General features: G+C 45.9%; 25 protein-coding genes. 3 read left to right on the top strand and 22 right to left on the bottom strand.

Features of this window, described 5'->3' with window-relative positions; translation table 11 throughout:
• Nucleotides 1-36: 36 nt before the first annotated feature.
• Nucleotides 37-1,215 (bottom strand): acyl-CoA dehydrogenase family protein, encoded by a 1,179-nt coding sequence (locus tag P2W83_RS14025; RefSeq protein WP_276134377.1) that lies wholly within the window; start codon nt 1,213-1,215, stop codon nt 37-39.
• Between the two features lie 332 nt (nt 1,216-1,547).
• Here P2W83_RS14025 and P2W83_RS14020 point away from each other — a divergent pair, with 332 nt between their 5' ends.
• The 3 genes from P2W83_RS14020 (at nt 1,548) to P2W83_RS14010 (ending at nt 4,462) form a co-directional block, all read left to right on the top strand.
• Nucleotides 1,548-2,405 carry a sigma-70 family RNA polymerase sigma factor gene (locus P2W83_RS14020; protein ID WP_276134376.1) on the top strand — a complete coding sequence of 286 codons (858 nt, stop codon included), beginning with the start codon at nt 1,548-1,550 and terminating at the stop codon, nt 2,403-2,405.
• Between the two features lie 104 nt (nt 2,406-2,509).
• Entirely contained in the window at nt 2,510-3,754 is a 1,245-nt protein-coding gene (locus tag P2W83_RS14015; protein WP_276134375.1) for a hypothetical protein, read from the top strand.
• Between the two features lie 30 nt (nt 3,755-3,784).
• A complete protein-coding gene (locus P2W83_RS14010) occupies nt 3,785-4,462 on the top strand; it encodes a hypothetical protein (protein ID WP_276134374.1) in 678 nt (225 codons plus the stop codon).
• A 55-nt stretch (nt 4,463-4,517) separates the two neighbouring features.
• Here P2W83_RS14010 and P2W83_RS14005 read toward each other — a convergent pair whose 3' ends face one another.
• The 21 genes from P2W83_RS14005 to P2W83_RS13905 all read right to left on the bottom strand — a co-directional run bounded on the left by P2W83_RS14005 (nt 4,518) and on the right by P2W83_RS13905 (nt 24,505).
• The gene (locus tag P2W83_RS14005) at nt 4,518-4,883 is read right to left on the bottom strand and encodes an ApeI family dehydratase (protein ID WP_276134373.1); all 366 of its coding nucleotides are present in this window, start codon (nt 4,881-4,883) and stop codon (nt 4,518-4,520) included.
• The gene (gene lolB2, locus P2W83_RS14000; protein ID WP_276134372.1) at nt 4,870-5,520 is read right to left on the bottom strand and encodes a flexirubin biosynthesis protein LolB2; all 651 of its coding nucleotides are present in this window, start codon (nt 5,518-5,520) and stop codon (nt 4,870-4,872) included. Before lolB2 ends, P2W83_RS14005 begins: the two co-directional genes overlap by 14 nt.
• The gene (gene lolA2, locus P2W83_RS13995) at nt 5,495-6,136 is read right to left on the bottom strand and encodes a flexirubin biosynthesis/transport protein LolA2 (RefSeq protein WP_276134371.1); all 642 of its coding nucleotides are present in this window, start codon (nt 6,134-6,136) and stop codon (nt 5,495-5,497) included. The genes lolB2 and lolA2 overlap by 26 nt, the downstream gene beginning before the upstream one ends.
• Nucleotides 6,123-6,890, bottom strand: coding sequence for a polysaccharide deacetylase family protein (locus P2W83_RS13990; RefSeq protein WP_276134370.1), 768 nt, complete (start codon nt 6,888-6,890; stop codon nt 6,123-6,125). Before P2W83_RS13990 ends, lolA2 begins: the two co-directional genes overlap by 14 nt.
• A 9-nt stretch (nt 6,891-6,899) precedes the next feature.
• Complete coding sequence (locus P2W83_RS13985; RefSeq protein WP_276134369.1) at nt 6,900-7,973, bottom strand: iron-containing alcohol dehydrogenase family protein; 1,074 nt, start codon at nt 7,971-7,973, stop codon at nt 6,900-6,902.
• A gap of 54 nt (nt 7,974-8,027) precedes the next feature.
• Nucleotides 8,028-8,771: a 3-deoxy-manno-octulosonate cytidylyltransferase gene (gene kdsB / locus P2W83_RS13980; RefSeq protein ID WP_276134368.1), complete on the bottom strand. Its 744-nt coding sequence runs from the start codon at nt 8,769-8,771 to the stop codon at nt 8,028-8,030.
• A 40-nt stretch (nt 8,772-8,811) separates the two neighbouring features.
• Nucleotides 8,812-9,201: a DUF423 domain-containing protein gene (locus P2W83_RS13975; RefSeq protein WP_276134367.1), complete on the bottom strand. Its 390-nt coding sequence runs from the start codon at nt 9,199-9,201 to the stop codon at nt 8,812-8,814.
• Entirely contained in the window at nt 9,180-9,698 is a 519-nt protein-coding gene (locus P2W83_RS13970) for a shikimate kinase (RefSeq protein ID WP_276134366.1), read from the bottom strand. The genes P2W83_RS13975 and P2W83_RS13970 overlap by 22 nt, the downstream gene beginning before the upstream one ends.
• Nucleotides 9,695-10,948 (bottom strand): CinA family nicotinamide mononucleotide deamidase-related protein, encoded by a 1,254-nt coding sequence (locus P2W83_RS13965; protein WP_276134365.1) that lies wholly within the window; start codon nt 10,946-10,948, stop codon nt 9,695-9,697. The genes P2W83_RS13970 and P2W83_RS13965 overlap by 4 nt, the downstream gene beginning before the upstream one ends.
• 1 nt (nt 10,949) lies before the next feature.
• The gene (locus P2W83_RS13960) at nt 10,950-11,366 is read right to left on the bottom strand and encodes an acyl-CoA thioesterase (RefSeq protein WP_276134364.1); all 417 of its coding nucleotides are present in this window, start codon (nt 11,364-11,366) and stop codon (nt 10,950-10,952) included.
• Nucleotides 11,367-11,368: 2 nt separating this feature from the next.
• On the bottom strand, nt 11,369-12,151 hold the full coding sequence (locus P2W83_RS13955; protein WP_276134363.1) for an SDR family NAD(P)-dependent oxidoreductase: 783 nt from the start codon (nt 12,149-12,151) through the stop codon (nt 11,369-11,371).
• A 44-nt stretch (nt 12,152-12,195) separates the two neighbouring features.
• The gene (locus tag P2W83_RS13950; protein ID WP_276134362.1) at nt 12,196-14,103 is read right to left on the bottom strand and encodes a PKD domain-containing protein; all 1,908 of its coding nucleotides are present in this window, start codon (nt 14,101-14,103) and stop codon (nt 12,196-12,198) included.
• Between the two features lie 46 nt (nt 14,104-14,149).
• Nucleotides 14,150-16,051, bottom strand: a complete 1,902-nt coding sequence (locus P2W83_RS13945; RefSeq protein WP_276134361.1) for a PKD domain-containing protein — start codon at nt 16,049-16,051, stop codon at nt 14,150-14,152.
• A 6-nt stretch (nt 16,052-16,057) separates the two neighbouring features.
• Nucleotides 16,058-16,873, bottom strand: a complete 816-nt coding sequence (locus tag P2W83_RS13940; RefSeq protein ID WP_276134360.1) for an alpha/beta fold hydrolase — start codon at nt 16,871-16,873, stop codon at nt 16,058-16,060.
• Nucleotides 16,873-18,018, bottom strand: coding sequence for an Lnb N-terminal periplasmic domain-containing protein (locus tag P2W83_RS13935; RefSeq protein ID WP_276134359.1), 1,146 nt, complete (start codon nt 18,016-18,018; stop codon nt 16,873-16,875). The genes P2W83_RS13940 and P2W83_RS13935 overlap by 1 nt, the downstream gene beginning before the upstream one ends.
• A 57-nt stretch (nt 18,019-18,075) precedes the next feature.
• The gene (locus P2W83_RS13930) at nt 18,076-18,852 is read right to left on the bottom strand and encodes a succinate dehydrogenase/fumarate reductase iron-sulfur subunit (RefSeq protein WP_276134358.1); all 777 of its coding nucleotides are present in this window, start codon (nt 18,850-18,852) and stop codon (nt 18,076-18,078) included.
• Between the two features lie 24 nt (nt 18,853-18,876).
• The gene (locus tag P2W83_RS13925; RefSeq protein ID WP_276134357.1) at nt 18,877-20,853 is read right to left on the bottom strand and encodes a fumarate reductase/succinate dehydrogenase flavoprotein subunit; all 1,977 of its coding nucleotides are present in this window, start codon (nt 20,851-20,853) and stop codon (nt 18,877-18,879) included.
• Between the two features lie 35 nt (nt 20,854-20,888).
• Entirely contained in the window at nt 20,889-21,557 is a 669-nt protein-coding gene (locus tag P2W83_RS13920; protein ID WP_276134356.1) for a succinate dehydrogenase cytochrome b subunit, read from the bottom strand.
• Nucleotides 21,558-21,710: 153 nt separating this feature from the next.
• Complete coding sequence (locus P2W83_RS13915) at nt 21,711-22,271, bottom strand: hypothetical protein (protein WP_276134355.1); 561 nt, start codon at nt 22,269-22,271, stop codon at nt 21,711-21,713.
• Between the two features lie 41 nt (nt 22,272-22,312).
• Nucleotides 22,313-22,633, bottom strand: a complete 321-nt coding sequence (locus tag P2W83_RS13910) for a rhodanese-like domain-containing protein (RefSeq protein WP_276134354.1) — start codon at nt 22,631-22,633, stop codon at nt 22,313-22,315.
• Between the two features lie 3 nt (nt 22,634-22,636).
• Entirely contained in the window at nt 22,637-24,505 is a 1,869-nt protein-coding gene (locus tag P2W83_RS13905) for a T9SS type A sorting domain-containing protein (RefSeq protein WP_276134353.1), read from the bottom strand.

Genomic DNA, 24,505 nt, shown 5'->3' with positions numbered 1-24,505 from the left:
CAGTTAGCCGGCTTTTCTTATCGAAATAAGGATCGATTATTTAAAAGCATTGATTCCAGTCACATCCATACCCGTTATAAGCAGGTGAATGTCGTGCGTACCCTCATAGGTAACAACCGATTCCAGGTTCATCATGTGGCGCATGATGCTGAACTCGCCTGTGATACCCATTCCACCCAGTATCTGGCGGGCTTCGCGCGATACTTTCAGGGCGATATCAACACTGTTACGTTTAGCCATAGATATCTGGGCAGGTGTAGCACGGTCCTCGTCGCGCAGAACGCCGAGGCGCCAGTTAAGTAATTGAGTCTTAGTTATCTCGGTGATCATTTCGGCCAGTTTCTTCTGCGTAAGCTGGAAAGCAGCGATAGGTTTGCCAAACTGAACGCGCTGTTTAGAATAACGCAGTGCAGTATCGTAGCAATCCATAGCGCAACCCAAAGCGCCCCATGCGATGCCATAGCGGGCGCTCGACAGGCAGCTCAAAGGTCCTTTCAGTCCTTTAACACCCGGTAGGATGTTTTCTTTCGGAACTTTTACGTTGTCAAATACCAGCTCACCGGTTGCAGAAGCACGCAGCGACCATTTGCCATGAGTTTCCGGAGTTGAGAAGCCTTCCATGCCGCGCTCTACTATAAGGCCATGAATTTCACCTGCTTCGTCCTTTGCCCATACGATAGCCACCTGTGCAAAAGGTGCGTTAGAGATCCACATTTTTGAACCGTTCAGGATCACATGGTCGCCTGCATCTTTAAAGTTGGTCAGCATGCTTGATGGGTCAGAACCGTGGTTAGGCTCTGTTAAACCGAAGCAACCCATCCACTCGCCTGTAGCGAGTTTTGGCAGGTATTTCTTCTTTTGCTCTTCGCTACCGAATTTATAAATGGGGAACATGACCAATGAACCCTGTACAGAAGCCGTAGACCTTACACCCGAATCTCCACGTTCCAACTCCTGCATCATGATACCATAAGATATATAGTCCAGCCCGGCGCCGCCATATTCCTGCGGAACGAAGGGGCCGAAGCAGCCCAGTTCGCCCATGCCTTTGATGATCTGGCTGGGGAATTCTGCTTTTTGGGCATAATCTTCAATAATGGGAGATATCTCCTTCTTAACATAGGCGCGAACAGAATCGCGTATCAGCTTATGCTCGTCTGTCAAAAGTTCATCTACCAGGAAGTAGTCGGGATGTTGGTACAGGTCTTTTTGCATAGAAATGTTAAAATTGTGGAATATTTGTGGCGCAAAGGTAGCATTTTTGACATAGGTGCAGTAACTTTGCGGCGCTTTCAACTGAAAACTTTGCACAAGGGCTAATGCCTATCGGGATATAGAATATATCCATAACGATTGCGACACAATATGCATGAGGCTTTCACGTTAAAGTGACGATTAGGGAGGATTTATATAAAAAATCTGCCAAAAACTGGAACGCCTTTTGTGCGTATATAGTTTTAAGGGAATTGGATTAATAAAACAAACTTTTTTTTCAATTCTATTGTCTTATAGTATTGATCGTACACTTTTAAAATTAAAACTGTTATATGAGGCAGCTTAAAATTGCCACCCAGATCACCAACCGTGACTCCCAGGCCGTTGAAAAATACCTGCAGGAGATCAGCAAAATCTCAATGATCACCCCGGAAGAGGAAACCACGCTTGCCCAGAAAATACACATGGGCGACCAGCGTGCGTTGGAGAAATTGGTTAAAGCCAACCTCCGTTTCGTGGTATCTGTTGCTAAACAATACCAACACCAGGGTTTGTCGCTGAGTGACCTGATCAACGAGGGTAACCTCGGCCTGATCAAAGCTGCCCAGCGTTTCGATGAGACCAAAGGTTTTAAATTCATTTCGTACGCTGTATGGTGGATTCGTCAGTCGATACTACAGGCTTTAGCTGAGCAAGGCCGCCTGGTACGTCTGCCTCAGAACAAGATCGGTACGTACAACAAAGCTAATAAAGCATATATCGCTTTCGAACAGGAGAATGAGCGCGAACCGTCGACAGAAGAACTGGCAGAGATCCTCGACATGAGCGAAACTGAGATCACTAACATCTTCACAAGCAATACCCGTCACACATCGCTTGATGCACCTGTGCACGAAGCTGAGGACGTGGCTATGGGTGACTTGCTGGAAGGCGCTAACGATACTGATGACGACGTGATGAAGGATTCTTTGCGCAACGAGATCCGTCGCATCCTGAAATCGCTGAGTGTTCGTGAAGCTGAGATCCTGGCTGCTTATTTCGGACTGGAAGGCGACAATGGCCCGACCATCGAAGAAATTGGCGAAAAATACGACCTTACTAAAGAGCGTATCCGCCAGATCAAAGAGCGCGCTATTAAACGCCTGCAAAAGGCACGCTATAGCAATGCGCTGAAAGTTTACTTAGGTTAATTTCGTAAGTATAGACAAGAAAGCCGCCGGTGTGAGAACATTGGCGGCTTTTTCTTTTACTGCTTCCCGCCAATTCTATTATTTTTGGTGCGCTTCGTTAACACATGCAAGACCTCAAAAAATCCAGGATAGAGATAGGAATGTTATTCCTGCTGCTGGTCATGATCGTTCCCCGCCTGTCGATGCGGTTTGACTTTGAGTACTGGACAGACTGGGCACTCTATATCCACCGTCACGGTGTTACCAATATATACGATAACCCTACAGCTAACTACCACCCCATGTATTTCTATATCCTATGGATATATGATCTGTTGCAAGGTAGTGAGCATTATATACGCGAGAACATCTATTATCTCAAGATCTTTCCGCTGTTCTTTGATTTTCTGCCACTTATGGTGCTTTGCTGTTTCCGGCAAACTATTGTGAACCGCGAGATACCCTATATGTACCTGCTGCTAAACCTGGCTTACCTGTTCAACTCTTACGTATGGGGGCAGGTAGATAGTATTTATACGGCATTTTCATTCATGGCTTTGATATTTGCTTTCAACAGACCAGTATGGAGTTCCTTTCTGTTTGCAATGGCATTGGCCATGAAACCACAGCCAATAGTGTATATACCGGTGATAGGACTTGCATGGTTGTACAGTGTAAGGGATGTAAAGACATGGGTGAAAATGGTTGGCGTATTTGCAGCTACATGGTTTGCTATGGTACTGCCCTATCTTATCACAGGTAACGGTGGCGAGCTTTGGTATATCCTGTCAACGCCAGTAGGCAGGTATCCACAGGTATCCATCGGCGCATTCAATATGTGGTATGTATTACCCATGGCGGATCCTTACCATACGCCCGACTTTGCCAAATTCCTGTTCCTGACCTACAAACAATGGGGGCTGTTGCTGTTCTTCGCCTTGAGCGGACTGGCGCTGTTGCCCATGCTCTTCCGCGTATGGCGATACAATAGAACTGGCGTGTCGATAACCGACGACGACAAGCAAATGCTGATGCTGCTGTCTGGCCTGGTGACACTTTACTTCTTCTATTTCAATACACAGATGCACGAGCGTTACGCTCACCCTATCATGATCTTTTTCTTCTTTTATGCCGTTTACTCTAAGAATTATAAACTATACATACTTGCTTCGATCCCGTACTTCCTGAGCCTGGATAAGCTGTTCCCGGACTTCCTACCGGTGATACACTATAAGATCATCTGGGCCATGCGGGTGATAGCCATTTGGTTTACATTGACGATACTTTATGCGACATGGGAATACTTCAGGCAGTATAAGATAGGTGCAGAATACAGGTTGCTGAAAGCTTCAATGACCAAGGGTAATTAATATGGCATTCACTTTGCCGTTTAAAGCATTATGGCTTCTTATTTCAGAGTTTTCCTGCTGATCATTGGCATCAGTTTGTTCTATCAAAGCAATGCGCAGGAAGACCGTAAGGTTTCTGATACCATTCCGTCATTTAAGGCAAACCGGCAAGACCAGATGGTTTGGGGCAATCCCGAAATGCCCGACTCAAGCGATATACTGGCGGAAGACACCGTAAACAAGATCATGGTTTTCATGTATGGTGGACCTGCGTATATAGCGTACTACGATAAATCTAATAAGGGAACCTGGCCTGACACCAGCAACTGGATAACCTGGCCGTTATTCGATGGCGAAAGGTTCGGCTATATAGACCGCGAGTTTAGCGATCCCTTCCATGTGAATCTTCAATGGTTAAACATTTCTGGTAAGAAGTTGCTACAAGTAGATTGGAGCTACTCATTTAAAGGGAACAGGGTTTGGACACAGGAAGGAGGTGCTCAAATTTGGGACCTAAAAACGCAGACGTGTTATTTTGATCTTGAGACGTACAGCAATATTTATAGCAGCGGTGCAGGAACAGAAACCAGAGAATCGCACGAAGAGACGTGTAGTATTGAAATGAATAACAAAAAAGCAAAACTGAACATAACTAAAAATACTTGCGACAGTTTTCCGCGCCCCGGTAAGTATATATTGGCGGGCGACCATTTGGTGCGAACGAAATGACCTTCGCACAGGTATCTAATAAAAAAAGCCTCTTGTAGAGAGAGGCTTTTTTCGTTTATGCATTGGCAGGTTCGAAGCTGCCGGTAAGTTTAAAGAGGTCGTTGGTTTCATTCTTAAAAGAAGCGGTTACAGTGTATCCCTTCTTTTCCTGTTGCCAGCTGATGTTGATGGTTGGTTGTACATCAGGTGTTATCAGTTGCAGAAACTTTACTTGTCCCGCATCGCGCAGCCAGAGGTTTTGGTCTGTTTGCTGCTCCAGCAGTTCTTTCACCATTTCCATCATGCATACACCCGGTACTACCGGTTGACCGGGAAAGTGGCCTTTGAAAATGTCGTGTTGCTTATTGAAGGCAATTTTACATGAGATGCTGTTAGGGTCTCTCTGTAGGTATTCGATGCGGTAGAAATCATTCATCAGCATAAGAATCCAGTTTTGTCAGTTGTATTGTGAAGTTTGCTTTATGATGATCAATAAAAACCTGTTTTGGCATACCAGAAGGTTGATCTTTACCTTCGATATTCATTGTAACTACTTTGCTTTTCTCTCCAGCGTTCTCTATCCTAACTAAACGTCCGCTATCTTCAACATAGTATGCGTAGCCTCCACTAATATCAAGACGTCTGAAAATCAGTTTACCCCTATCTCTAAACACAACTTCTGATTCTTTTTTTAGTCCTTTCATCAAAAGCAGCTCTATATCCTTTCTCAACGTTTTGATAACTGCCGGTCTATCCAGCCGCGGCATTACCTGGTTTACTTTGAAGGAATCATTGTGATCCCATTCAAGATCGAAAAAGGTAAAGCCCATTTCATTCTGGTATATAGCACGTACCGTGCCATTTTCTAAGGTTTTGAAAAACAACAGGCCACTGAGGTGGAATTTTTTGAACAGGAATCCGCCATTTACTGTGCCACGGTATAGTACTTTATCGAAAACCGGCTTAAAGGCCAATGCCGAACCCTGGGGTGCCGGAACTGTTTGCAGCTTCTTGTAAGGGGAACTGCACGAAGCTAAAAAGAGGATGAAAATGCTACTTAACCTTAAACAACGCTTCATTCAGTGCTACATTGTGTTGTGTATTGGTAAAGTTCATGTCGGTAAAGTCACCACCGGTTTCGGTCATGGTTAGGCGGTCCACATCAAAATTTTTCCGGCTCAGGTATACGTCAATCTGGCTGAACATTTTCTTCATGGCAGCATTGGCAGGCGTGAGTGACAAAAGGTAGGTGCTACCGCTCTCGTACGCAGCAGTTTTGAAATCGGCATTTTGAAACACTGTCCCACGCATACAGTCTACCATAATGCGGTTGACCGATTGCATCGTCTTACTGTTTTTTGTGTTGATCTTACTAGTCTTTTGTTCGTCTTTCACCATCAGTTGGCCGCCGTTCATCACCAACAAGTATGAAAAAGGCTGCGTGTACTCGATGCGGACTTTATCTTCTTTCTTGAAATAGAACTTTCCTTTCGATTTGATCTTCTCTGCCAGCATCGATAAATTCTTTACCTGGGTAAAATCGCTGGAGATAGTTTGGCGTGATGCATTGACGCTGGTTAAAGACTGTTGAAAGGCACGTATATCTTTTACTGGCTGGTAACCCTTAGGCTGTGCAAACACCAGGAACGAGCAGAATAATAAGGCAATTGATCCGGCAACCTTAAGCATACGCATCTATATCGAGAAGTTGGTCTACGCGCGCAAAGGTAAAGCCCTTTTTGCGAGCCTGAACAATGAAATCCGTTAAAATTTCACGCGTAATAGCCATTGAATCATGCAAAAGGATGATGTCGCCACTTTTGATCTCGTTAAGCAGCTTGTTTAAAAGCTTTGAAGGCTCTTTTGCGCGGGTGTCTAGGGAGCGTACACTCCACCCTATAGAATACATACCTGTCTGGCTAACAGCACGAGCCAGGTTGGGGTTGGTGACGCCATAAGGAGGTCGGAAAAGTAGCGGTGTAACGCCAATTGTTGTTAAAATAACGTGGTTGGTCTGTTCAATTTCAGCAACCATTTTTCTTCTCGATTGCCAATCGAAATTGAACCCATGGTGGTAGCTATGGTTGCCTACCACATGACCCTCTTCATGCCAACGTTGTACCAGCTCAGGGTATTTAGCTGCGTTTTTACCAATCGTAAAAAAAGCCGCCTGTACGTTTTGTTCTTTTAGCACATCGAGAATGGCTGGCGTTATCTCTGCGGGACCGTCGTCGAATGTCAGTGCTATCTGCTTTTCTTTTTTGCCTTTATTGAACGATCTCAGGTAGAAATTCCACTCAATAAAAATAGCTCCCAGTGCCAGCAGACTGATATATGCCACAAACGGCAGCAGCAGCAGCCACCATTCCACTATCCCGCCCAGGTATGCTATATCGAGCAATACAAGCGCGATAACAAAGAGGATGCTGGTTAATTTATAAGGCCGCAATAGAAATAATTATAGCTTTTCGTATAGAGCACGCAGGCGTTCGCGGGTCATTTGCTGTTGCCAGTCTTTACCCAAGGCGTTTTCCCACAACGGCGCCATACCCAACGATACGTTGATCATCGTATCGAACTGTTCGTCGGTGAGACCCTTGGTCACACCTACAGGAATATCGATATTATTCAGGCGCACCATTTCGTGAAATTCGCGCACACCTTCAGGATAAAACTCTTCGAGATGATTGAAGACGATACAGTTCCCGATGCCGTGTTTGGTGCCCAACAGGTAGCTCAGGCCGTAACTTACAGCATGTGCCACACCAACCTGTGAGTAAGCGATACTCATGCCGCCGGCATAAGAAGCCATCATCAGCTTTTCATCACTTTCATCTGTCCAGTCGGTTGTTAGGAATACGTCCTGGCACAGCTCCAATGCTTTCTCGCCATAAGCGCGGCTAAATGCATTGATATAAGTGCCCTGCAGTGATTCAATACAGTGGATATAGCAATCCATACCTGTGTAAAAACGCTGGTTTTTAGGGGCGCCTTTTATCAGTTCCGGATCTAGTACAATTTGGTCGAATGGAGTAAAGTCAGAGTTCATGCCCAGCTTTTTGGTGGGGCCGGTCAGTACGCAGGTGCGCGATACTTCAGCTCCAGTACCAGACAACGTGGGGACACCAACTTTATATACAGCAGGATTTTTAACGAGGTCCCATCCCTGGTAGTCTTGTGCTTTACCGGGGTTGGTCATCATGATCGATACCGCCTTGGCAAGGTCTATTGTAGAACCGCCGCCAATACCAATGATACCTGAAACAGTGCCATAAGTATCTTTTAAACGTTGTGCCAGTTCGTCAACATAAGAGGTCTTAGGTTCGGTAGTTACGTCCGCATCTATCAGCACATCATTATCACGAAGCGGGATGCGTGTCCTCAAGGCATGGTCGTTGGCGAAATAATGGTCGAGCAGGAATACCATTGGCTGGCCATTCTTACGGCGTGGCGCCAATATCTCATCCAGCTGATCAAAACATCCCCTTCCATACACCACATAATCTACCATCTTAAAGTTGCGAAACTTCATAACGAGCTAATTAAAAGACAAACTTGTTTCTTGCGGGACAAATGTACGCCAAAGCTATTGAAGCGCCATTTGTTCAAGGTACGCTTCTGCACGGGCTATATCTTCGGGCATATCTATTTCAACACCCATATACTGGGTCAGCACCATGCGGATAGGCACACCATTCTCGAGGAAACGCAGGCACTCTATTTTTTCCGCAATTTCCAGCGGGGTCATTGGCCACTCCACGAAATCCATCAGCGCTTTTTTTCTGAAAGCATACACACCTATGTGCTCGTAATAAGAAATAGGGAAGTTCTTGTTGCGCCAGTAAGGTATAGGGCTGCGCGAAAAATACATTGCGTTCATACGCATATCCAGCACCACTTTTACGAAGTTTGGATCTGCAATCAGCTCAGGATCTTTAAGGCGCTGCACCAGCGATGCTACCTGGGTCGATTTGCCGTAGTCGCCTTCAAATACCTGAAGGAGTTTTTGCAAAGGGGATTTTTGAACGAATGGTTCATCACCCTGAATGTTTACAAAAACATCGGCATCCATATTTGCAGCCAATTCTGCGATACGGTCTGTTCCGCTTTCGTATTCTTTTTGGCTCTTATAAGTTTTACCACCTATTTTATCGATCTCTTCGATGATGCGATCACTATCCGACACAACATACACCTCATCAAACAGTTCGGTATTAACTGCAGATTCGTAAGTACGACTAATTACGCTTTTACCTTTGATGGGCATCAGCAATTTTTCAGGGAACCTGGTGGCGTTCAATCGCGCGGGTATCAGAGCTATCGACCTCATACGTTCTTTCTATGCGTTATCAGGAGTAAAAATATATCTATTATTTTTTTCTTACAATGCCCAGTAATAATAATAACCAGCCAATTATAAAGAAAAGTCCGCCAATAGGTGTTAAGATACCTAACCCGCCGAGGCCAACATCGCCCTGCAGTTTAAGTGCCGTCATGGCGTAAAGTGAGCCGCTGAACAGCAAAATGCCTACTATAAAACAAGTTGAGGCGGTTTTTACCAGTTTTTGCGGGAAAGAAGAATATATAATTCCTGTGGCAAGCAACGCCAACGCATGATAAAATTCGTATTTAACTCCTGTTTCGAAAGTTTGGAGCTGATCTGGCGTAAGGAGTGGTTTCAATCCGTGGGCGCCAAATGCGCCGAGAACCACGGCCAGGGCTGCAAAAAATACGCCTGCTACGAGCGCTGTTTTATACATGAGTCGATGATTTGCGCAAAGGTAGTATCCTGCAGGCTTTCTACCTCTAAAATATGGTCGGCCTGTTCATAAAATCCTTCTCGTGCGCTTAGCATTTGCTGTAGTGTAGGTAGTAAGTAGGGTGTTTGAGTTAATAAGGGCCGTTTGTCAGCCTCATTTTGCAATCGATTGGCAAGCGTTTTTATTTCAGCCTTCAGGTAAACAATACATCCTGCAGCACGCATGGCTTCCAGGCTTCCGTCATGAGTTACGGTACCACCACCGCTGGCTATGATGCCGTTACCGGTTGCGGTAATGATTTCTCTTAATGCAGCGGCCTCAATTTGCCTGAAACCACGCTCACCTTCAAGCTCGAAAATTTCGGTTATAGTTCTATTTTCTCTATTCTCGATATACTCGTCCATGTCCACAAACGGTAGACCTTGTGCATCGGAAATTCTGCGGCCCCAATAGGTTTTACCCGCGCCGGGCATCCCTGTGAGAAATATCAGGCTCATATTTTCTTTTGAAGAAATTTCCAAGCCATCAACATACCTACTTGCGTAGCCATGTCCTTGTTGCGTGGCCTGTCGTAATGAAATCTGAACTGTTTTGCTACCGTTCTCTGCTCATCCGCAACTGCGATCCACACTGTGCCCACCGGTACCCTGTCGTCTTCGCCGCCCGCGCTGAGCAAACCAGTAACCCCCAATCCATAATCAGCTTTTAGTTTTTTCCGTGCACCAACCGCCATTTCTATCGCTGTATGTTCGCTCACCGCGCCGTGTTCTTCAAGCGTTTCTTTCTTAACTCCCAGCAGTTTTTCCTTGATCTCGTTTTGATAACAGACAATGCTTCCCTGGAAATAATTTGCAGAGCCCATTACCTGTGTGATATGATGGGCTATATATCCACCTGTGCAGCTTTCCGCAAGACCAATTGTTTTCCGGTTCTCCAGCAGCGTACGGCCCAGTATATGTTCCAGCGGCAGGTCATGCAGTGAAACAACAATTTCTTCTACCCTGTTGGCGATCTGGTCCTGGTACATCTCCAGCTCTTTCACCAGCCGTTGTTTATCTGCGCCGCGGCCTGTAAGGCGCAATCTTACGACCCCTGCGCTAGGCAGGTAGGCTAGTTTTACATGAGACGGCAAAGCGGTTTCAATGTCTATTATTTTCTCGGCAATGAAACTTTCGCCTTCGCCGGCAGTAAGAATGCTGCGGTGTAGTAATGCATCGCTGATGAAGTTTTGCTGCAAATACGGGATCACTTCATCTTCCATAATACCCATCATTTCGAAAGGAACACCGGGCATCGCGATGATAGCCTTTTCGCTTCTTTCGAACAACATACCAGGTGCAGTACCTAATTTATTGAATAGAACAGTACAACTGTCAGGCACTTCAGCTTGCTTTAGGTTGCGTTCGAGGAAAGGTTTTTTCCGGACTTCAAATATCTTCTTCACATGTTGCAATACTTCCTCATTCACAATCATGTTCCCTCCGAAGTATTGACACAGCAATGGCTTTGTTATATCGTCGACCGTAGGACCAAGTCCGCCCGTTATCAGCACGACGTCTGAAACAGCTATTTCTGCATCTAACGCAGTTCTGATATCTGCGGCGATATCGCCTACAGATACACGGCGCTTTACTTCAATGCCTAAGTCATTTAATCGCTGCGCCATCCATACTGAGTTGGTATCAACGGTTTGACCTATCAATAACTCGTCGCCTATCGTTATGATGCTTACCTGTACGTTAGCCATATTAGTCTTTTGTAAAAAAAGGTTCTAGCCTGTGCTTTAATTCCTCAGGCATTGACACCTTTTTCTTTTCTTTTGGATCGTAGAATACCAGTGTGGTAACTCCCCTGTTTAACAGCTGTTCCTGCTCGTTATATAGTTCAGAGTGAAAGCAGATCTTAGGACCGTCAGGCATCGCTTTCAGTATCGTTTTCACAGTTATGAGGTTATCGTACAGCGCCGGCCTGAAATATTGTGAATTAAGTTCAACAACGGGCATTACGATTCCCATATCCTCTAGTTCCTTGTACGTAAATCCAAGTTGCCTGATCGCTTCTGCCCTACCTACTTCGTAGTAGAGCGCGTAATAACCGTAATAGAGGTAGCCCATCTGGTCGGTCTCTCCATAACGTACGCGCACTTGTGTCGTCGATGAATACATGGTTATTTTTGAATAGCTGCTTTTTCTGAGTCTTTTACTGTGTAGATGCCGTTGGCTTGGTTAAGGCAGGTGAGTGTTAGATCGTTGACGCAGACATGCGGTGGTAAAGTAGCGCAATAATAAACCACACCGGCAATATCATTAGCAGTCAATGGTTGCACGTCATTGTAAATACTCTTTGCACGTTGCTCATCTCCTTTGAATCGCACCAACGAGAATTCTGTTTCTGCCATTCCTGGATTAATGGCAGTAACCTTGATGCCATAAGGCAATAAGTCTATGCGCATCGATTGTGTCAGGGCGTCTACAGCAAACTTAGTTGCGCAATATACGTTACCATTCTTATACACAAGTTTGCCTGCCGTTGAGCCAATGTTTACAATATGCCCTGAGCCCTGTGCTTTCATCAAGGGGGCAACCTGGCGGGTGATATACAGAAGACCTTTTACGTTAGTATCTATCATGGTTTCCCAGTCGTCCACATCTCCGTCTTCAATAGACGACAACCCGGCGGCAAGCCCGGCGTTGTTTACCAGTATGTCTATGCGATCTATTTTTTGTTGTAGCAGACTTATTGCATCTTCTACTTCCTGCCTGTTCCTGATGTCAAACTGCAGCGTTGTAACTGCTATACCGAAATTATTTTCCAGTTCAGTCTTCAATTGTTCCAACCGCTCCTTGCGACGCCCTGTAATGCAGACATTATATCCATGCTGTGCGAATAGTGTTGCAATGGCTTTTCCAAAACCGGATGTTGCTCCAGTTACTAAAATAGTTTTGCTCATAACGGGCATAAAGATAGCCCCTTAGAATTTGCGAGCGAAGATTACTAGCGGATGAGTGTCACATCGCCTTTGATCATCTGTTCCTGGCCAAACCTGTCGGTAACACCCAATACCCAGAAGTAGGTGCCCATTTCGGCTACGGAGCCGTTAAAGGTGCCATCCCAACCTTCGTCAAATCGGTTGGTGCTAAACATCAGCTGCCCCCACCTGTTGAAGATGCGGAAGAAACGTACGTCACGATAACCGGCACCCAAAGGCTTTAGGAAATCGTTTAATCCGTCTCTATTGGGCGAAAACGCACTAGGAAGGAATAAATAGGGTTGCGCAACAACTAATACGTTGATTGAATCATTGCCTTCACATCCCACACCGCTTCTTATACGCACGACGAAATCAAAACGACCGGTATCTGGAAAATGACCACGTGGATTAGGAATAGTAGCCGAATTGAGCGCGTCAGCCGGCATCCAGAGATATTCAATACCTCCTGTTGCATTGAAATCAACATATTCCCCTCTGACTATAACGGTGTCGTTGCCGGCGAAAGGCCGAAAGTGTTCGACAAAAATGTCTTTGATCGCTGTGTCTGTACATCCCTTACCGTTGGCTGATACAAGTTTTACTTTATAATCGCCGCCACTTGGATAAGGGTGCGAAGGATCTTTTTCGCTCGAAAAACTACCATCGCCAAAACTCCAGGCCCATTTTGTTACAGGGGGATAGTCGGTTACAGAAAGATCGGTGAACTGCATCGGGCTGTTGGGACACGGCAGGCCTGAAATACTAAAGTCAGTAGTGAAATATGGGAAGATCTTTACTTCACGGCTGATAGTGTCGGGACAAGTGCTGCCTTCGTTCACCGTAAGTTTTACGATGTACACTCCTGTGTCAGGATAAGTAAATTCAGGTTCAAACTCTGTTGATGTGGCTCCCGGCACTCCAAACTCCCATTTGTAGCGGAAGCCGCCGGTGCTTTTGTTCACAAATTTTACTTTATAGCCGTCACATTTTACTATGTATGTATTGGGTTCATCTGAAAACTGTGGTATATCGGCTACCACTGCGCGAGAACAGTTGGTAACGTTAAACTGGAAGTCGCGCTTTACAGTATTGATCTTCACTCCATTTCGCCATTCATGGCAGCAAACTGTCACCACATGTCTTCCGGTAATGTTCGGCGTTCCGGTCATTAGCCCTGTCTTAGCGTTGATCTGCAACGGAGGGCTACCGGTCATCGGTTTGGCAGCCGAGTAAGGAGCAACATATACAACAGGCCCGGGCAATAATGATGTCAGTTGTATTGGTCTTGGGTTGTTTATATCGGCCAGGCCACCTTGCAAAGCGGCACAGAGTTCATAAGACAGAGAATCTCCATCAGGATCTGTAGCGGAATGGTCGTAGATCAAGGGGTTGTTCACGCAAATGATCTGCGGAGGAAAATTCTTAAAACGTGCACTACTGTTGCAAAAATTGTCCTGTATAGGTGGGATGTCAACGAAATACGTCGCACCTGTTACTCCCGGACTATTGATATTTTGTATGCTCTCGTTTCGGCAACACCGCATGTAGACGATCCTATGGGTGACGTTAGGCTGAAGCGCTTCATCAAAAATAAAGGTCACTTTTCTCAGGCAGGTGAGCGGTGAATTGTTGATACATTCGTTTTGAAAATTGGCGGGCACGTTCATGGTTGCCGCTGCGGAAACAGGCTTTGTTGACCCCGCGCCGTTAGATAAGTTGTAGACGCCAATATAAGCCGGCACATCCTGCGCTATTGCAGAATCGTTCCCCTCAAGGCAATCCTGGTAAATGCTTAATTCAATTCTATAGGTAGAGCCGCCGAGGCACCGGTAATAGATCTCTCCTCCTACTATATGCGAGGCCCTGGCTTCAATTCCTAATAGCAAAAACAAGCCCAAGCTCATCAATGACATGATGAACCGATGCGTCATAAAAACGGTATAATGTGTTTTCAGTTTCAAATTCAATCTTCTGCTGTTACCTGATAAGGGCAACATCGCCTTTTACCTGTTGCTCCTGTCCAAATCGGTCAGTTACGCCCAGTACCCAAAAATAAACGCCCATTTCGGCCTTGTTGCCGTTATATGTTCCATCCCAGCCGTCGTCGAACTGATTGGTATCAAACACCAACTGCCCCCACCTGTTAAAGATACGAAAGAACCTGATGTTCTTGTAACCTGCTCCCAGCGGGCGAAGTATATCATTTAATCCATCTTTGTTTGGTGTAAATGCCGAAGGCACGAACAAATAGGGTTCCGGAACAACATTCACATTGATCGAGTCATTGCCTTCGCAGCCGCCTGCGCTGGTTATGCGAACGTTATAGCTGAATGTACCGGTGTCGGGGAAGAAACCACGAGGGTTTGAAATGGTGGCTGAATTCAGACCATCGGCAGGAGTCCATAAATAACTGGAGCCGCCTGTAGCATTAAAATCGACAAACTCTCCCCGTACTATAAATGTGTCATTTCCTGCAAACGGCTTAAAATCTTCTATCGATACGGACTTTGTTACGGTATCCCGGCAACCTTTTACGCTTTCCGATGTCAGGGTGACCGAATAACTGCCTCCTGTCGGATATACAGTCACTGGATTCTGAAGAGATGAAGTGTTGCCGTTTCCAAATTGCCAGAACCATCCTACTACTGGTGGATGTGTCGCAAAAGACCGATCGAAAAACTGGGCGGGGGCGTTGGGGCATAATGGCTCTGCAACTTCAAAATCTGCACGGTAGTCGGGATATATCTTCACGAACCGGCTGATCGTATCCGGGCACGTGCTACCCTCGTTAACCGTAAGCCTTACAACATAAGTACCAGTATCCGGATATTCGAACGTAGGTTCAAATTCATCAGAAGTAGCCCCTGGCACCCCAAACTCCCATTTGTACCTGAAACCGCCGGTACTGTTGTTCATAAATCGTACAGTATGACTATTGCACTCTACTATATAAGTATTGAATTCATCAGAGAACTGCGGGATATTGGCAACTACTGCTTTTGAGCAATTGGTTACATTAAACTGGAACTCTCTCCGGGTAGTATTGATCTTCACACCATTTCGCCATTCATGACAACATACTGCTACCACATAGCGGCCCATAAGGTTAGGAGTGCCGGATATCATGCCTGTTACAGGATTTATCTGTAATGCCGGGCTTCCGAGAATTGGCCTGGCGGCAGAATATGGACTGATATAGACTACCGGCGGAGGAAGGTTGGGTTTCAGATTTTTGGGTTTAGGGTCATTGATGCTGGCTTCACCACCCTGGTAGGCCTCGCAAAACTCATAACTAAGCGAATCACCGTCCGGATCTGTAGCCGAGTGGTCGTAACGCAATGGATTGTTAACACAGATGATCTGTGGTGGGAAATTTTTGAAAACCGCACTGCTGTTGCAGGCGGCAACATTTAGCGGTGGAATGTCGCAAAAGTAGGTGGCTCCTGTTGTGCCGGGTTGACTGATATTCTGAATGCTGGCATTGCGGCAGCATCGCATATATACAACACGGTAAGGAACGTTAGGTTGCAACGTCATTTCAAAATTGAACGTCACTTTATTCAGGCAGGTAGTGGGTGGATTATTGACACATTCATTCTGAAAGTTTGCGGGAACTGCGATACTGGACGCAGCATCAACCTCGCCTACACTTCCTGTGCCGTTTGCGAGGTTAAAAACACCAATGAACGCCGGAGTGTCTTGCCGTATGGCAGTTTGTTCACCCTCAAAACAATCCTGGTAAATAATAAGTTGTATCTGGTAAGTGCCACCATTGGTGCAACGGTAGTATACCTCTCCGCCAACGATATGAGAAGCCTGAACCCGGAAAACTGCCGGTAATATCAGCAATATGCACAATATCAGGCTTTGCGGTCTCATGTTCTGCTATTGGGTTAACTTATAACAGTAGCGTCCAAATTCGGCCAGGTCGTCGGCAAGTTTCTCAGGGCACTCTAACATGCTCATGTGAGCGCTGCCGGGGTATATCGATATAAAATTAACGTCGGCCAGCGTACTTTGTTGCATCACCTTCGAGGGTGGTATCACAGAATCTTCTTTTCCAAAAATCCACTGCACCGGGTACGCAGCACCATTCAAAGTAGCGATTCTTTCAGGTCTGTTTATCATGGCATTGTAAAAAGCCACCATGCTTTTAGCTTCCAGCTTCAATCCCTTCACTATTTCCCTGTCCAGCGCCTCTTTATTATCTTTAAATGCTGTTGAAAATAAGGCGGGTATCATTTGGCGGATAAACGCCTCTTTACCACCCTTATTAATTAGTTCGATAGACTTCTTACGAGTGTCCTTCTTTTCGTCAGTGTCTGCGGCTGCAGTTGAGTGCACCAGCGCCAGGCCACGCAACATGTGTCCATAGAGCTCGGCAAAAGCCAGAGCCACATAACCTCCCATTGAATGACCGGCAATGATGGCCTCGCGAACGCCTTCATTATCAGCTATCAGTTTTACACTCCCTGCTAGCTGCTCAATTGATACGGTCTCCCCTTGAAAGCTGCTTTCGCCGCTGCCGGGCAGATCGGGTACAATAACAGTAAATTGATTGGACAAGGATGGCCACACGTCGCGCCACAGATCACCACTCTCCGGAAATCCATGCAACAGTATCACTACGGGACCGCTTCCGGTCTTTAGATAGGATAGCTGAGGGAAATTTTGGGCGGTGATACGCAGTTTCTGTTCCATCACGAGGATTTCAACTTATTCCGTCTATAAATCGTGCCATAGATAAACATAAGTGTCAGCAACAGAGGCCATAACTGAAGCAGTGGCAATTCCTGTACACGCAGTAAATGTAGCAGCAGTGCAAGCACCATCAATACAATGGCGATGATCGCGTACTTACCTTTATTACGTTTGGTTGCAAAAGCGAGTATCAGATTTGTTGGCAGCGCCCATAGTAGGTTCGTGTTGTTGCTGCATCCCTGGTGATCAGTTCCCAACCACATTACCATCATTAATACACCCAAAAGCCCTGTGATGAACAACAACAAAAAGCTCATGACATTTCCAAGCGGTTTCAGGCTTTTTACGGTAAGTCCAAGGATGGTTATCACGCCAATAATTAGAAAAGTTACCATCGGCCAGTTTACACCCGTAGGTTGTTTTACCGACCCTGGAATGATCAGCTCCCTGTCTGTGGATATTCTTTCCCCATTCAAACGTGCACCTACAATTCCATCGCTCAAAAAATCCGGCAGGAACATGATGTCTTCATTCGTCATCACTTTATCGATCTTGCTGCCCAATAAAATATTGATACCGAAACGCTCCCAATGCTTATAGTAGTAGTATTGGTTGATGATGTTGCGGAAGGTCAGCCTGTTGGTAGCTGCCGCCGTTTTACCAAACTCAAATCCTTTACCCAACGTGCGCGGAAATGCATCGCGTATACGCGTTGCGCAGTTGTCGTAAAAGAAATCGTATTTGTAGCTCCTGTTTTCGGATTGCGCGTTGTGTTGTAGAAATTCATACAGTTGTTGCTTCTGTCGGCCATTCAATAGTAGCACCTGCTCTTCAACGCTTCTCTGCGCACTGGCATACTCGTGCAGAAACGCCTCGTAAGGATAGAATGACAAATAATACAGCAACTTGCCTCTCATGAATTGCAAAGCAAAGTCATCATCAAACGCGAACGTACCATAGTTGTACACCATGTCTGTTCCCACGCTGCTGTCTGTAACTCTTAACGCTGTGTGTCCAAATGTTTCCCATACTTCAGGACCTGTTCCGCAGGTCAGCAAGCTGATACGTAGCCGACTGCTATCAGTCTGCGCGCTTACTGATATCCATGAGAACAAAAGACAAAGGAGAACGAGTTTTTTATACATAAGGCCAAAATAAGAAAAGGCTGCCTTTCGGCAGCCTGTAAAAATATTAAGTTTCAATTATACAGCGTTTTGCGATCCACCGGCGAATACAGCACCCATATATTCCCTGTTGAGGCGGGCGATATTTTCAAGCGAAATGCCTTTAGGACATTCAGCTTCACAAGCACCAATGTTGGTACAGCTGCCAAAACCTTCTTTATCCATCTGCTGTATCATGTTCACCGCACGGATCTGGCTTTCAGGTTCGCCCTGTGGCAGCATATTCAGGTGAGATACTTTGGCAGAAACGAACAGCATAGCTGATGCGTTAGGACAAGCCGCAACGCAGGCACCACAACCGATACAAGCCGCAGAAGCAAAGGCCTCATCAGCCACGTGCTTATCGATTGGAAGAGCGTTTGCGTCAACAGCATTACCTGTGTTTACAGAAATGTAACCACCAGCTTGTATGATGCGATCGAACGACTGACGATCTACCACCAGGTCTTTGATAACCGGGAAGGCATTAGCTCTCCATGGCTCAACAACGATGGTATCACCATCTTTGTACTCGCGCATGTGCAACTGGCAAGTTGTGGTATGGTGCCATGGGCCATGTGCACGACCGTTGATGTACATGCTGCACATACCGCAGATACCTTCACGGCAATCGTGATCAAAAGCGATCGGCTCCTTATTTTCAGCTATCAGCTGCTCGTTCAGCACGTCGAACATCTCCAGGAAAGACATTTCAGAAGAAATGTTTTTTACCTGGTAGGTTTCAAAACGTCCTTTGTCCTTGTTGTTTTTTTGCTTCCACACCTTTAAGGTGAGATTCATATGGTAGTGTTCCATAAAGGAATTCTAATTTCTGATTGATTATTTATAAGAACGTTGAGTTGGGTGAACTATTTCATAGTTCAGGTCTTCTTTATGCAGTTCAAACTGGCTGTCTGCTTTGTATTCCCATGCAGCTACGTAAGTGAACTTCTCGTCGTTACGCATTGCTTCACCGTCTTCTGTCTGAGACTCTTCACGGAAGTGACCGCCACAGCTTTCGCTACGGTGCAGGGCGTCCATACACATCAGCTCGCCCAGTTCCAGGAAATCAGCTACTCGGCCTGCTTTATCCAGTTCAGGGTTGAACTCGTTGATCTCGCCCGGTATACGTACGTTGCTCCAGAATTCTTTACGCAACGCTTTGATCTCTTCAATAGCTTGTTTCAGACCTTGCTCGTTACGCGCCATGCCGCATTTGTCCCACATGATCTTACCCAGCCGTTTGTGGAAGCTTTCAACGCTTTCTGTGCCTTTGATGTTCATCAGGCGCTGTATCCTATCATTTACAGATTTCTCAGCTTCTACGAATGCAGGGTGATCAGTCGGTATTGATTTGGTGCGGATATCGTCGGCCAGGTAGTTGCCCAGTGTATAAGGTATAACGAAGTAACCATCAGCCAGACCTTGCATCAGCGCAGAGGCACCGAGGCGGTTAGCACCGTGATCGCTGAAGTTAGCTTCACCAAGTGCATACAGACCAGGTACTGTAGTCATCAGTTCGTAGTCTACCCACAGGCCGCCCATCGTGTAGTGCACAGCCGGGTAAATACGCATTGGCACTTCGTAAGGGTTCTCACCTGTGATCTTTTCATACATCTCGAACAGGTTACCATACTTCTCTTTCACTACTTCTTTACCAAGTTTGGTAATAGTATCAGCATCGGCGTTGCCAAGACCTTGCTTGTTAGCTTCGATCTTGCCATAACGCTGGATAGCTGAAGCATAATCCAGGTAAACAGCTTGTTTAGAGGCGCCTACACCATAACCAGCATCGCAGCGCTCTTTGGCGGCACGGCTGGCCACATCACGCGGTACCAGGTTACCGAAGGCAGGATACCTGCGCTCCAGGTAGTAATCGCGTTCTTCTTCTGGTATTTCGTTGGCTTTGCGGTTGTCACCTTGTTTTTTAGGTACCCAGATACGACCATCGTTACGCAGAGATTCTGACATCAGCGTCAGTTTCGACTGATGGTCGCCACTTACAGGGATACACGTCGGGTGGATCTGCGTAAAGCATGGGTTACCGAAGTAAGCACCGCTCTTATGTGCTTTCCATGCAGCTGTTACGTTGCTGCCCATCGCGTTTGTAGAAAGATAGAACACATTACCATAACCACCGCTACACAGCAGTACAGCATGGCCAAAGTGGCGTTCCAGCTCACCTGTTACCAGGTTGCGAACGATAATACCACGTGCTTTGCCGTCTATCATTACGACTTCCAGCATCTCGTGGCGAGAATATTGGGTAACATTACCGAGTGCCACCTGGCGTTCCAACGCCTGGTAAGCACCTATCAGCAGCTGCTGACCTGTCTGGCCTGCAGCGTAGAATGTACGTTGTACCTGCGTACCACCGAAAGAACGGTTGCTCAGCAGTCCGCCATATTCGCGGGCAAAGGGAACACCTTGCGCCACGCACTGATCGATGATATTGGCACTAACCTCAGCCAGGCGATAAACGTTGCCTTCGCGGGCGCGGTAGTCACCCCCTTTTACGGTATCGTAAAACAGGCGGTAAGTGCTGTCACCATCGTTCTGGTAGTTTTTAGCGGCATTGATACCACCCTGCGCAGCGATAGAGTGCGCACGGCGCGGACTATCCTGGAAGCAGAAGGTCTTTACTTTATAGCCCAGCTCACCAAGTGAAGCTGCAGCAGAAGCACCGGCAAGGCCGGTACCGATAACGATCACTTCCAGCTGGCGCTTGTTGGCGGGGTTCACCAGCTTACAGGTCGACTTATATGTTTTCCATTTCGAGTCGATAGAACCGTTAGGAATTTTCGAATTAAGTGTCATATTCGGAGATCGAAAAAAGTTAGTGCTTAAATGAGTTATTCAATCCAGTGCAGGTAGAAGGCAATAGGCATCAAGGCAAATACCAGCGGCACTATGATAGAGAATGCCACACCAATACCTTTAATGATAGCTTTGTATTTATTTGTGGTCAGGCCCAGCGTTTGGAAAGAGCTGTAGAAGCCATGTACCAGGTGCCATGCCAGCGATATGCAGCCCAGCACGTAGATCACTACCACTCCTATATTTTGGAACTCTTCCCTCATCATATCATAAAGAGGAAGTTCACCGTTACCAACGGTTTGAGATACGCGGTTAGGTATCCAGAATTTTGACGTGTGGATCACCAGGAATATCAGGATGAGCGTACCTAGCAAGCCCATAGAACGGCTATACCAGCTGCTCGTTGCACCTCCTGCACTCACCGCATAGCGGCTGGTACGGCGCGATTTGTTCTTAGCCCACAGCATCAATCCTTGAATGATGTGTAGCAACAAGAAGAATACAAGGCCGATCTCGATGGTACGGATAATAAAGTTAGTTCCCATGAAATGGGCGGCTTCGTCGAACTTTTCTCCACCGTCATTCCAGAAGATCTGTGCATTGATATAACAGTGCACAATAAGGAAGAGGATAAGAAACAGGCCGCTAAAGCCCATTTGTAATTTCTTGCCGATGGAAGTGCTGAAATAATTTTTCCAGGTCATATTAGATTCAAACTTGTTTGAGTAAATCCCCGCAAAGATAATCGCCCGAGAAGTAAAACACAATGTATTTTTTCACCGTACATAATGATAGCCAGCCTGTAATTGAGCTGTTATCCACATATTGCATTCTTGAAAATAAAATACAGGGAGACTTTAGTCTAACCGGAGCATGGCATTATCTACCATCTGGAAGAAGTGCTGAGGCTGGAACGTACGCCAGTTGGGGTTATCCATCAGCTTGATGTACCTGTCTATGTGAGAGCGCTGAAAATCGTATTGGGTTTGTTCTGGCATGTTGACGGCCACTATCCAGCCACCATCGTCTTTGATATCTTCATACCATTCTTCATAGTAGTCAGTGTCGCTGCTATGAAAATTAAGTACGTTTTCGGCTACAAGGATAAATTTGGTCAGCCCTTTGGCTACCATCTGGTCTATGATATTACGCTTCAGCTGCATAATATCATTTTCTACTGCATCATTCCACTCTCCTATTAGCTCAATGATGGCATAGTTGAGCTCATAGTCGACAAAAAGCACCTTCATATACAGCGTGCGGGAGCCAAACTCGTCCCACTGCGGATGGATGTAATAATTATAGACGGTATTCGAAAACTCGAATTCACTATACTCACGACCATAGAAAGGCGAATTTTCATCCTCCTCCGCTGTATATAAATGGCGCCAGTTATAATATGGTTCTATCTCGTGCATGACTTATATGCACAAAAACCTCACCAACAGGTTTTTGAGTATTAGTTGATCTTTGCGTTACCGAATTTTTCGTGCCATGCCAGGATACCACCCTTTACGTTCACACAGTTGGTAAATCCAAACTGCTCCAGCATCATACATGCCTGCATGCTACGGCTACCCGCTTTACAGTGTACGATAAGTTCTTCGTTTTTCAGGTCTTCTAGTTCATCTATCTGCATGCTCATGATATTGCCCAGGGGTATCAGTTTCGCACCAATATTATCCTCAGCATATTCAGACGGTTCGCGAACATCTATAATGTTCAGTTTTTCGCCAGCATCAACTCTTTGTTTCAGTTCTTCGACTGTGATCTCTTTCATGAATTATAATTTGACAATTTTTTTAGGTGCAGAAGAAATTTCGCCCGATACTAATTGAATGTAATAAACGCCCGGTGATAATGCAGAAATATCGATTGGTTGATCGCTCTTCGTACTGCCGCGCATAGTTGTTCTGCCCTGCATATCAACGATGTTGAAATTTAGCTTTGCTGCACCATTGTATTGCAGGCTAACCGTTTCTGTTGCAGGATTGGGGTATACTGCCCACTCCTGCTGTTTAGGTTTCACCTCTTCTACGCCGCTCGGGATGATCGGTCCTACTATTGGGCGGATCATCACGGCGCCGGGATAATTGGAAGACTCCCATTTAGCCAGCAGATTATAAAATACGTGGCTAGGTCCTACCCTGTTTACATCCAGACCAAAGTACAGGCTATCGCTGCTAGCCAGTGCCGGCTGTATAGTTCCGATATAGAATTTACCTGCAGGCAGCGGCACCTTTTGGGCAAATTTGTATACGTAAAAGTTGTTCGTATTCAGATATCCGGGAAACAAAAAGTCTTCCTGGTAAATGATCTTTTCACTGTTACTACCAACGGTAATGTCCTCGTATACCGCAATAGAGAAGTATTTGTTTTGTCCGCCTGGTACTTGTCTGCCGAAATAAATGGCTACGCCCGATAAAGTGTCCGGTTCGTTCAGGTGGTGCTCAACTGCCAGTTTACCAGGCAGTGTCACGAACTGACTCAAGAAGTAGCTCTGTTCAGCTGTTCCATCATCATAGGCCAGGTAATTATGAAACAGTTGCTCCCTGACGATCGTATCGTTCTCTTTAGACTCTCCGGCAGGCGAGGTGACGTAGAACTTATTGATGAAGTTTACCGCTTTATATTTTTCAACCAGTGGGACTGTATTGCTATAAACCGAAAAATTAGCCTGTTGAACTTGTCGCGCACCGGCAGCAGTATTGGCGCTTGATCCACTTGTTAATGGTGTGCCGCTTTCTTCGGCAGCTGAATACCCATACGTAATGTTCTGCGTTGCATCGTAATTGTTGCGGAAATACGAGAAATGCTGTAGTGCTCTTTCGCTGCCGGGGTTGGCCAGGAACTGATGGTACGGCATATATGTGTAATCATCCAGCATATAGGTCGGATTCACAGTATAGGCAATGTCATTAACGGCAGTGTCATATAGATTCCGGCCAGCATGGATGCGTATGTAGTCCAGATTCCAAACATCGTCGTTTACATTGATGGACGCCTTGTTGACAAAACGGAACTGAAAGCCCTGGTATAAGAAAGACGGATCGCTTATACGGATCATCACTTGTTTGAATGACTGAATAGTAGTCCCAGGGACACTCCAGACTTTCACCCACACAGTGTCTTTAGTCAGGAAATACAGCATTAGCGAATCCTGTGTTTCTGGTGAAAAACCGTTTCCCTGCGGCTGATAGAAAAAGCTCATGTATACACTGTCTTCCGGCGCAAAGTCGTGCATGTTTAATCCCTTGGACGTTAGGCTATCGGCCGTGATCAACGCAATATTCAGGTTGGGATTGTAAGGCAGACCATGTTGGTTTAACGCGTCAAATGTTGCAACCCCGCGGCTTATCGGATCTACACACATGGTATTGTTTACATACACCTGCTTATCGAGCCACTTATATTTATCCACTTCCTGCGTATATCCGGTAAAATCCTCGAAAAACGGCAGATCAAGAAAAATAGGCACCACTGGGTCATCGGTGATCTTTAATACTGCTCCCCAATCATTCGAAGGTTTGTTAGATACGGCAGGATTATACTCTAAAGGCATCACCATTTCCTGCGCAATAACCTGTTGGCCTCCTGCCAGTATCAGCAGGCACAGTAAGAGTTTATATGGTTTCACGAAAAAGCTTTTCAT

The sequence above is a fragment of the Polluticoccus soli genome (assembly GCF_029269745.1).
Lineage (GTDB): Bacteria > Bacteroidota > Bacteroidia > Chitinophagales > Chitinophagaceae > Polluticoccus > Polluticoccus soli.
The sequence above is the reverse complement of the archived record's forward strand: the minus strand, read 5'-3'. Positions and strand labels throughout refer to the sequence as shown.

Coding starts and splice junctions, on each gene's coding strand:
- P2W83_RS14005 (WP_276134373.1), bottom strand. CDS start 4,883: ATGCTGATGAATGATTTCTACCGCATCGAATACCTACAGAGAGACCCT.
- P2W83_RS13940 (WP_276134360.1), bottom strand. CDS start 16,873: ATGGAACAGAAACTGCGTATCACCGCCCAAAATTTCCCTCAGCTATCC.
- P2W83_RS13975 (WP_276134367.1), bottom strand. CDS start 9,201: ATGTATAAAACAGCGCTCGTAGCAGGCGTATTTTTTGCAGCCCTGGCC.
- lolB2 (WP_276134372.1), bottom strand. CDS start 5,520: ATGAAGCGTTGTTTAAGGTTAAGTAGCATTTTCATCCTCTTTTTAGCT.
- P2W83_RS13945 (WP_276134361.1), bottom strand. CDS start 16,051: ATGAGACCGCAAAGCCTGATATTGTGCATATTGCTGATATTACCGGCA.
- P2W83_RS13920 (WP_276134356.1), bottom strand. CDS start 21,557: ATGACCTGGAAAAATTATTTCAGCACTTCCATCGGCAAGAAATTACAA.
- kdsB (WP_276134368.1), bottom strand. CDS start 8,771: ATGAGGTCGATAGCTCTGATACCCGCGCGATTGAACGCCACCAGGTTC.
- P2W83_RS13930 (WP_276134358.1), bottom strand. CDS start 18,852: ATGGAACACTACCATATGAATCTCACCTTAAAGGTGTGGAAGCAAAAA.
- P2W83_RS13960 (WP_276134364.1), bottom strand. CDS start 11,366: ATGTATTCATCGACGACACAAGTGCGCGTACGTTATGGAGAGACCGAC.
- P2W83_RS13925 (WP_276134357.1), bottom strand. CDS start 20,853: ATGACACTTAATTCGAAAATTCCTAACGGTTCTATCGACTCGAAATGG.
- P2W83_RS13955 (WP_276134363.1), bottom strand. CDS start 12,151: ATGAGCAAAACTATTTTAGTAACTGGAGCAACATCCGGTTTTGGAAAA.
- P2W83_RS14010 (WP_276134374.1), top strand. CDS start 3,785: ATGGCTTCTTATTTCAGAGTTTTCCTGCTGATCATTGGCATCAGTTTG.
- P2W83_RS14025 (WP_276134377.1), bottom strand. CDS start 1,215: ATGCAAAAAGACCTGTACCAACATCCCGACTACTTCCTGGTAGATGAA.
- lolA2 (WP_276134371.1), bottom strand. CDS start 6,136: ATGCGTATGCTTAAGGTTGCCGGATCAATTGCCTTATTATTCTGCTCG.
- P2W83_RS13905 (WP_276134353.1), bottom strand. CDS start 24,505: ATGAAAAGCTTTTTCGTGAAACCATATAAACTCTTACTGTGCCTGCTG.
- P2W83_RS13915 (WP_276134355.1), bottom strand. CDS start 22,271: ATGCACGAGATAGAACCATATTATAACTGGCGCCATTTATATACAGCG.
- P2W83_RS13910 (WP_276134354.1), bottom strand. CDS start 22,633: ATGAAAGAGATCACAGTCGAAGAACTGAAACAAAGAGTTGATGCTGGC.
- P2W83_RS13985 (WP_276134369.1), bottom strand. CDS start 7,973: ATGAAGTTTCGCAACTTTAAGATGGTAGATTATGTGGTGTATGGAAGG.
- P2W83_RS13950 (WP_276134362.1), bottom strand. CDS start 14,103: ATGACGCATCGGTTCATCATGTCATTGATGAGCTTGGGCTTGTTTTTG.
- P2W83_RS13935 (WP_276134359.1), bottom strand. CDS start 18,018: ATGTATAAAAAACTCGTTCTCCTTTGTCTTTTGTTCTCATGGATATCA.
- P2W83_RS13970 (WP_276134366.1), bottom strand. CDS start 9,698: ATGAGCCTGATATTTCTCACAGGGATGCCCGGCGCGGGTAAAACCTAT.
- P2W83_RS14015 (WP_276134375.1), top strand. CDS start 2,510: ATGCAAGACCTCAAAAAATCCAGGATAGAGATAGGAATGTTATTCCTG.
- P2W83_RS14020 (WP_276134376.1), top strand. CDS start 1,548: ATGAGGCAGCTTAAAATTGCCACCCAGATCACCAACCGTGACTCCCAG.
- P2W83_RS13965 (WP_276134365.1), bottom strand. CDS start 10,948: ATGGCTAACGTACAGGTAAGCATCATAACGATAGGCGACGAGTTATTG.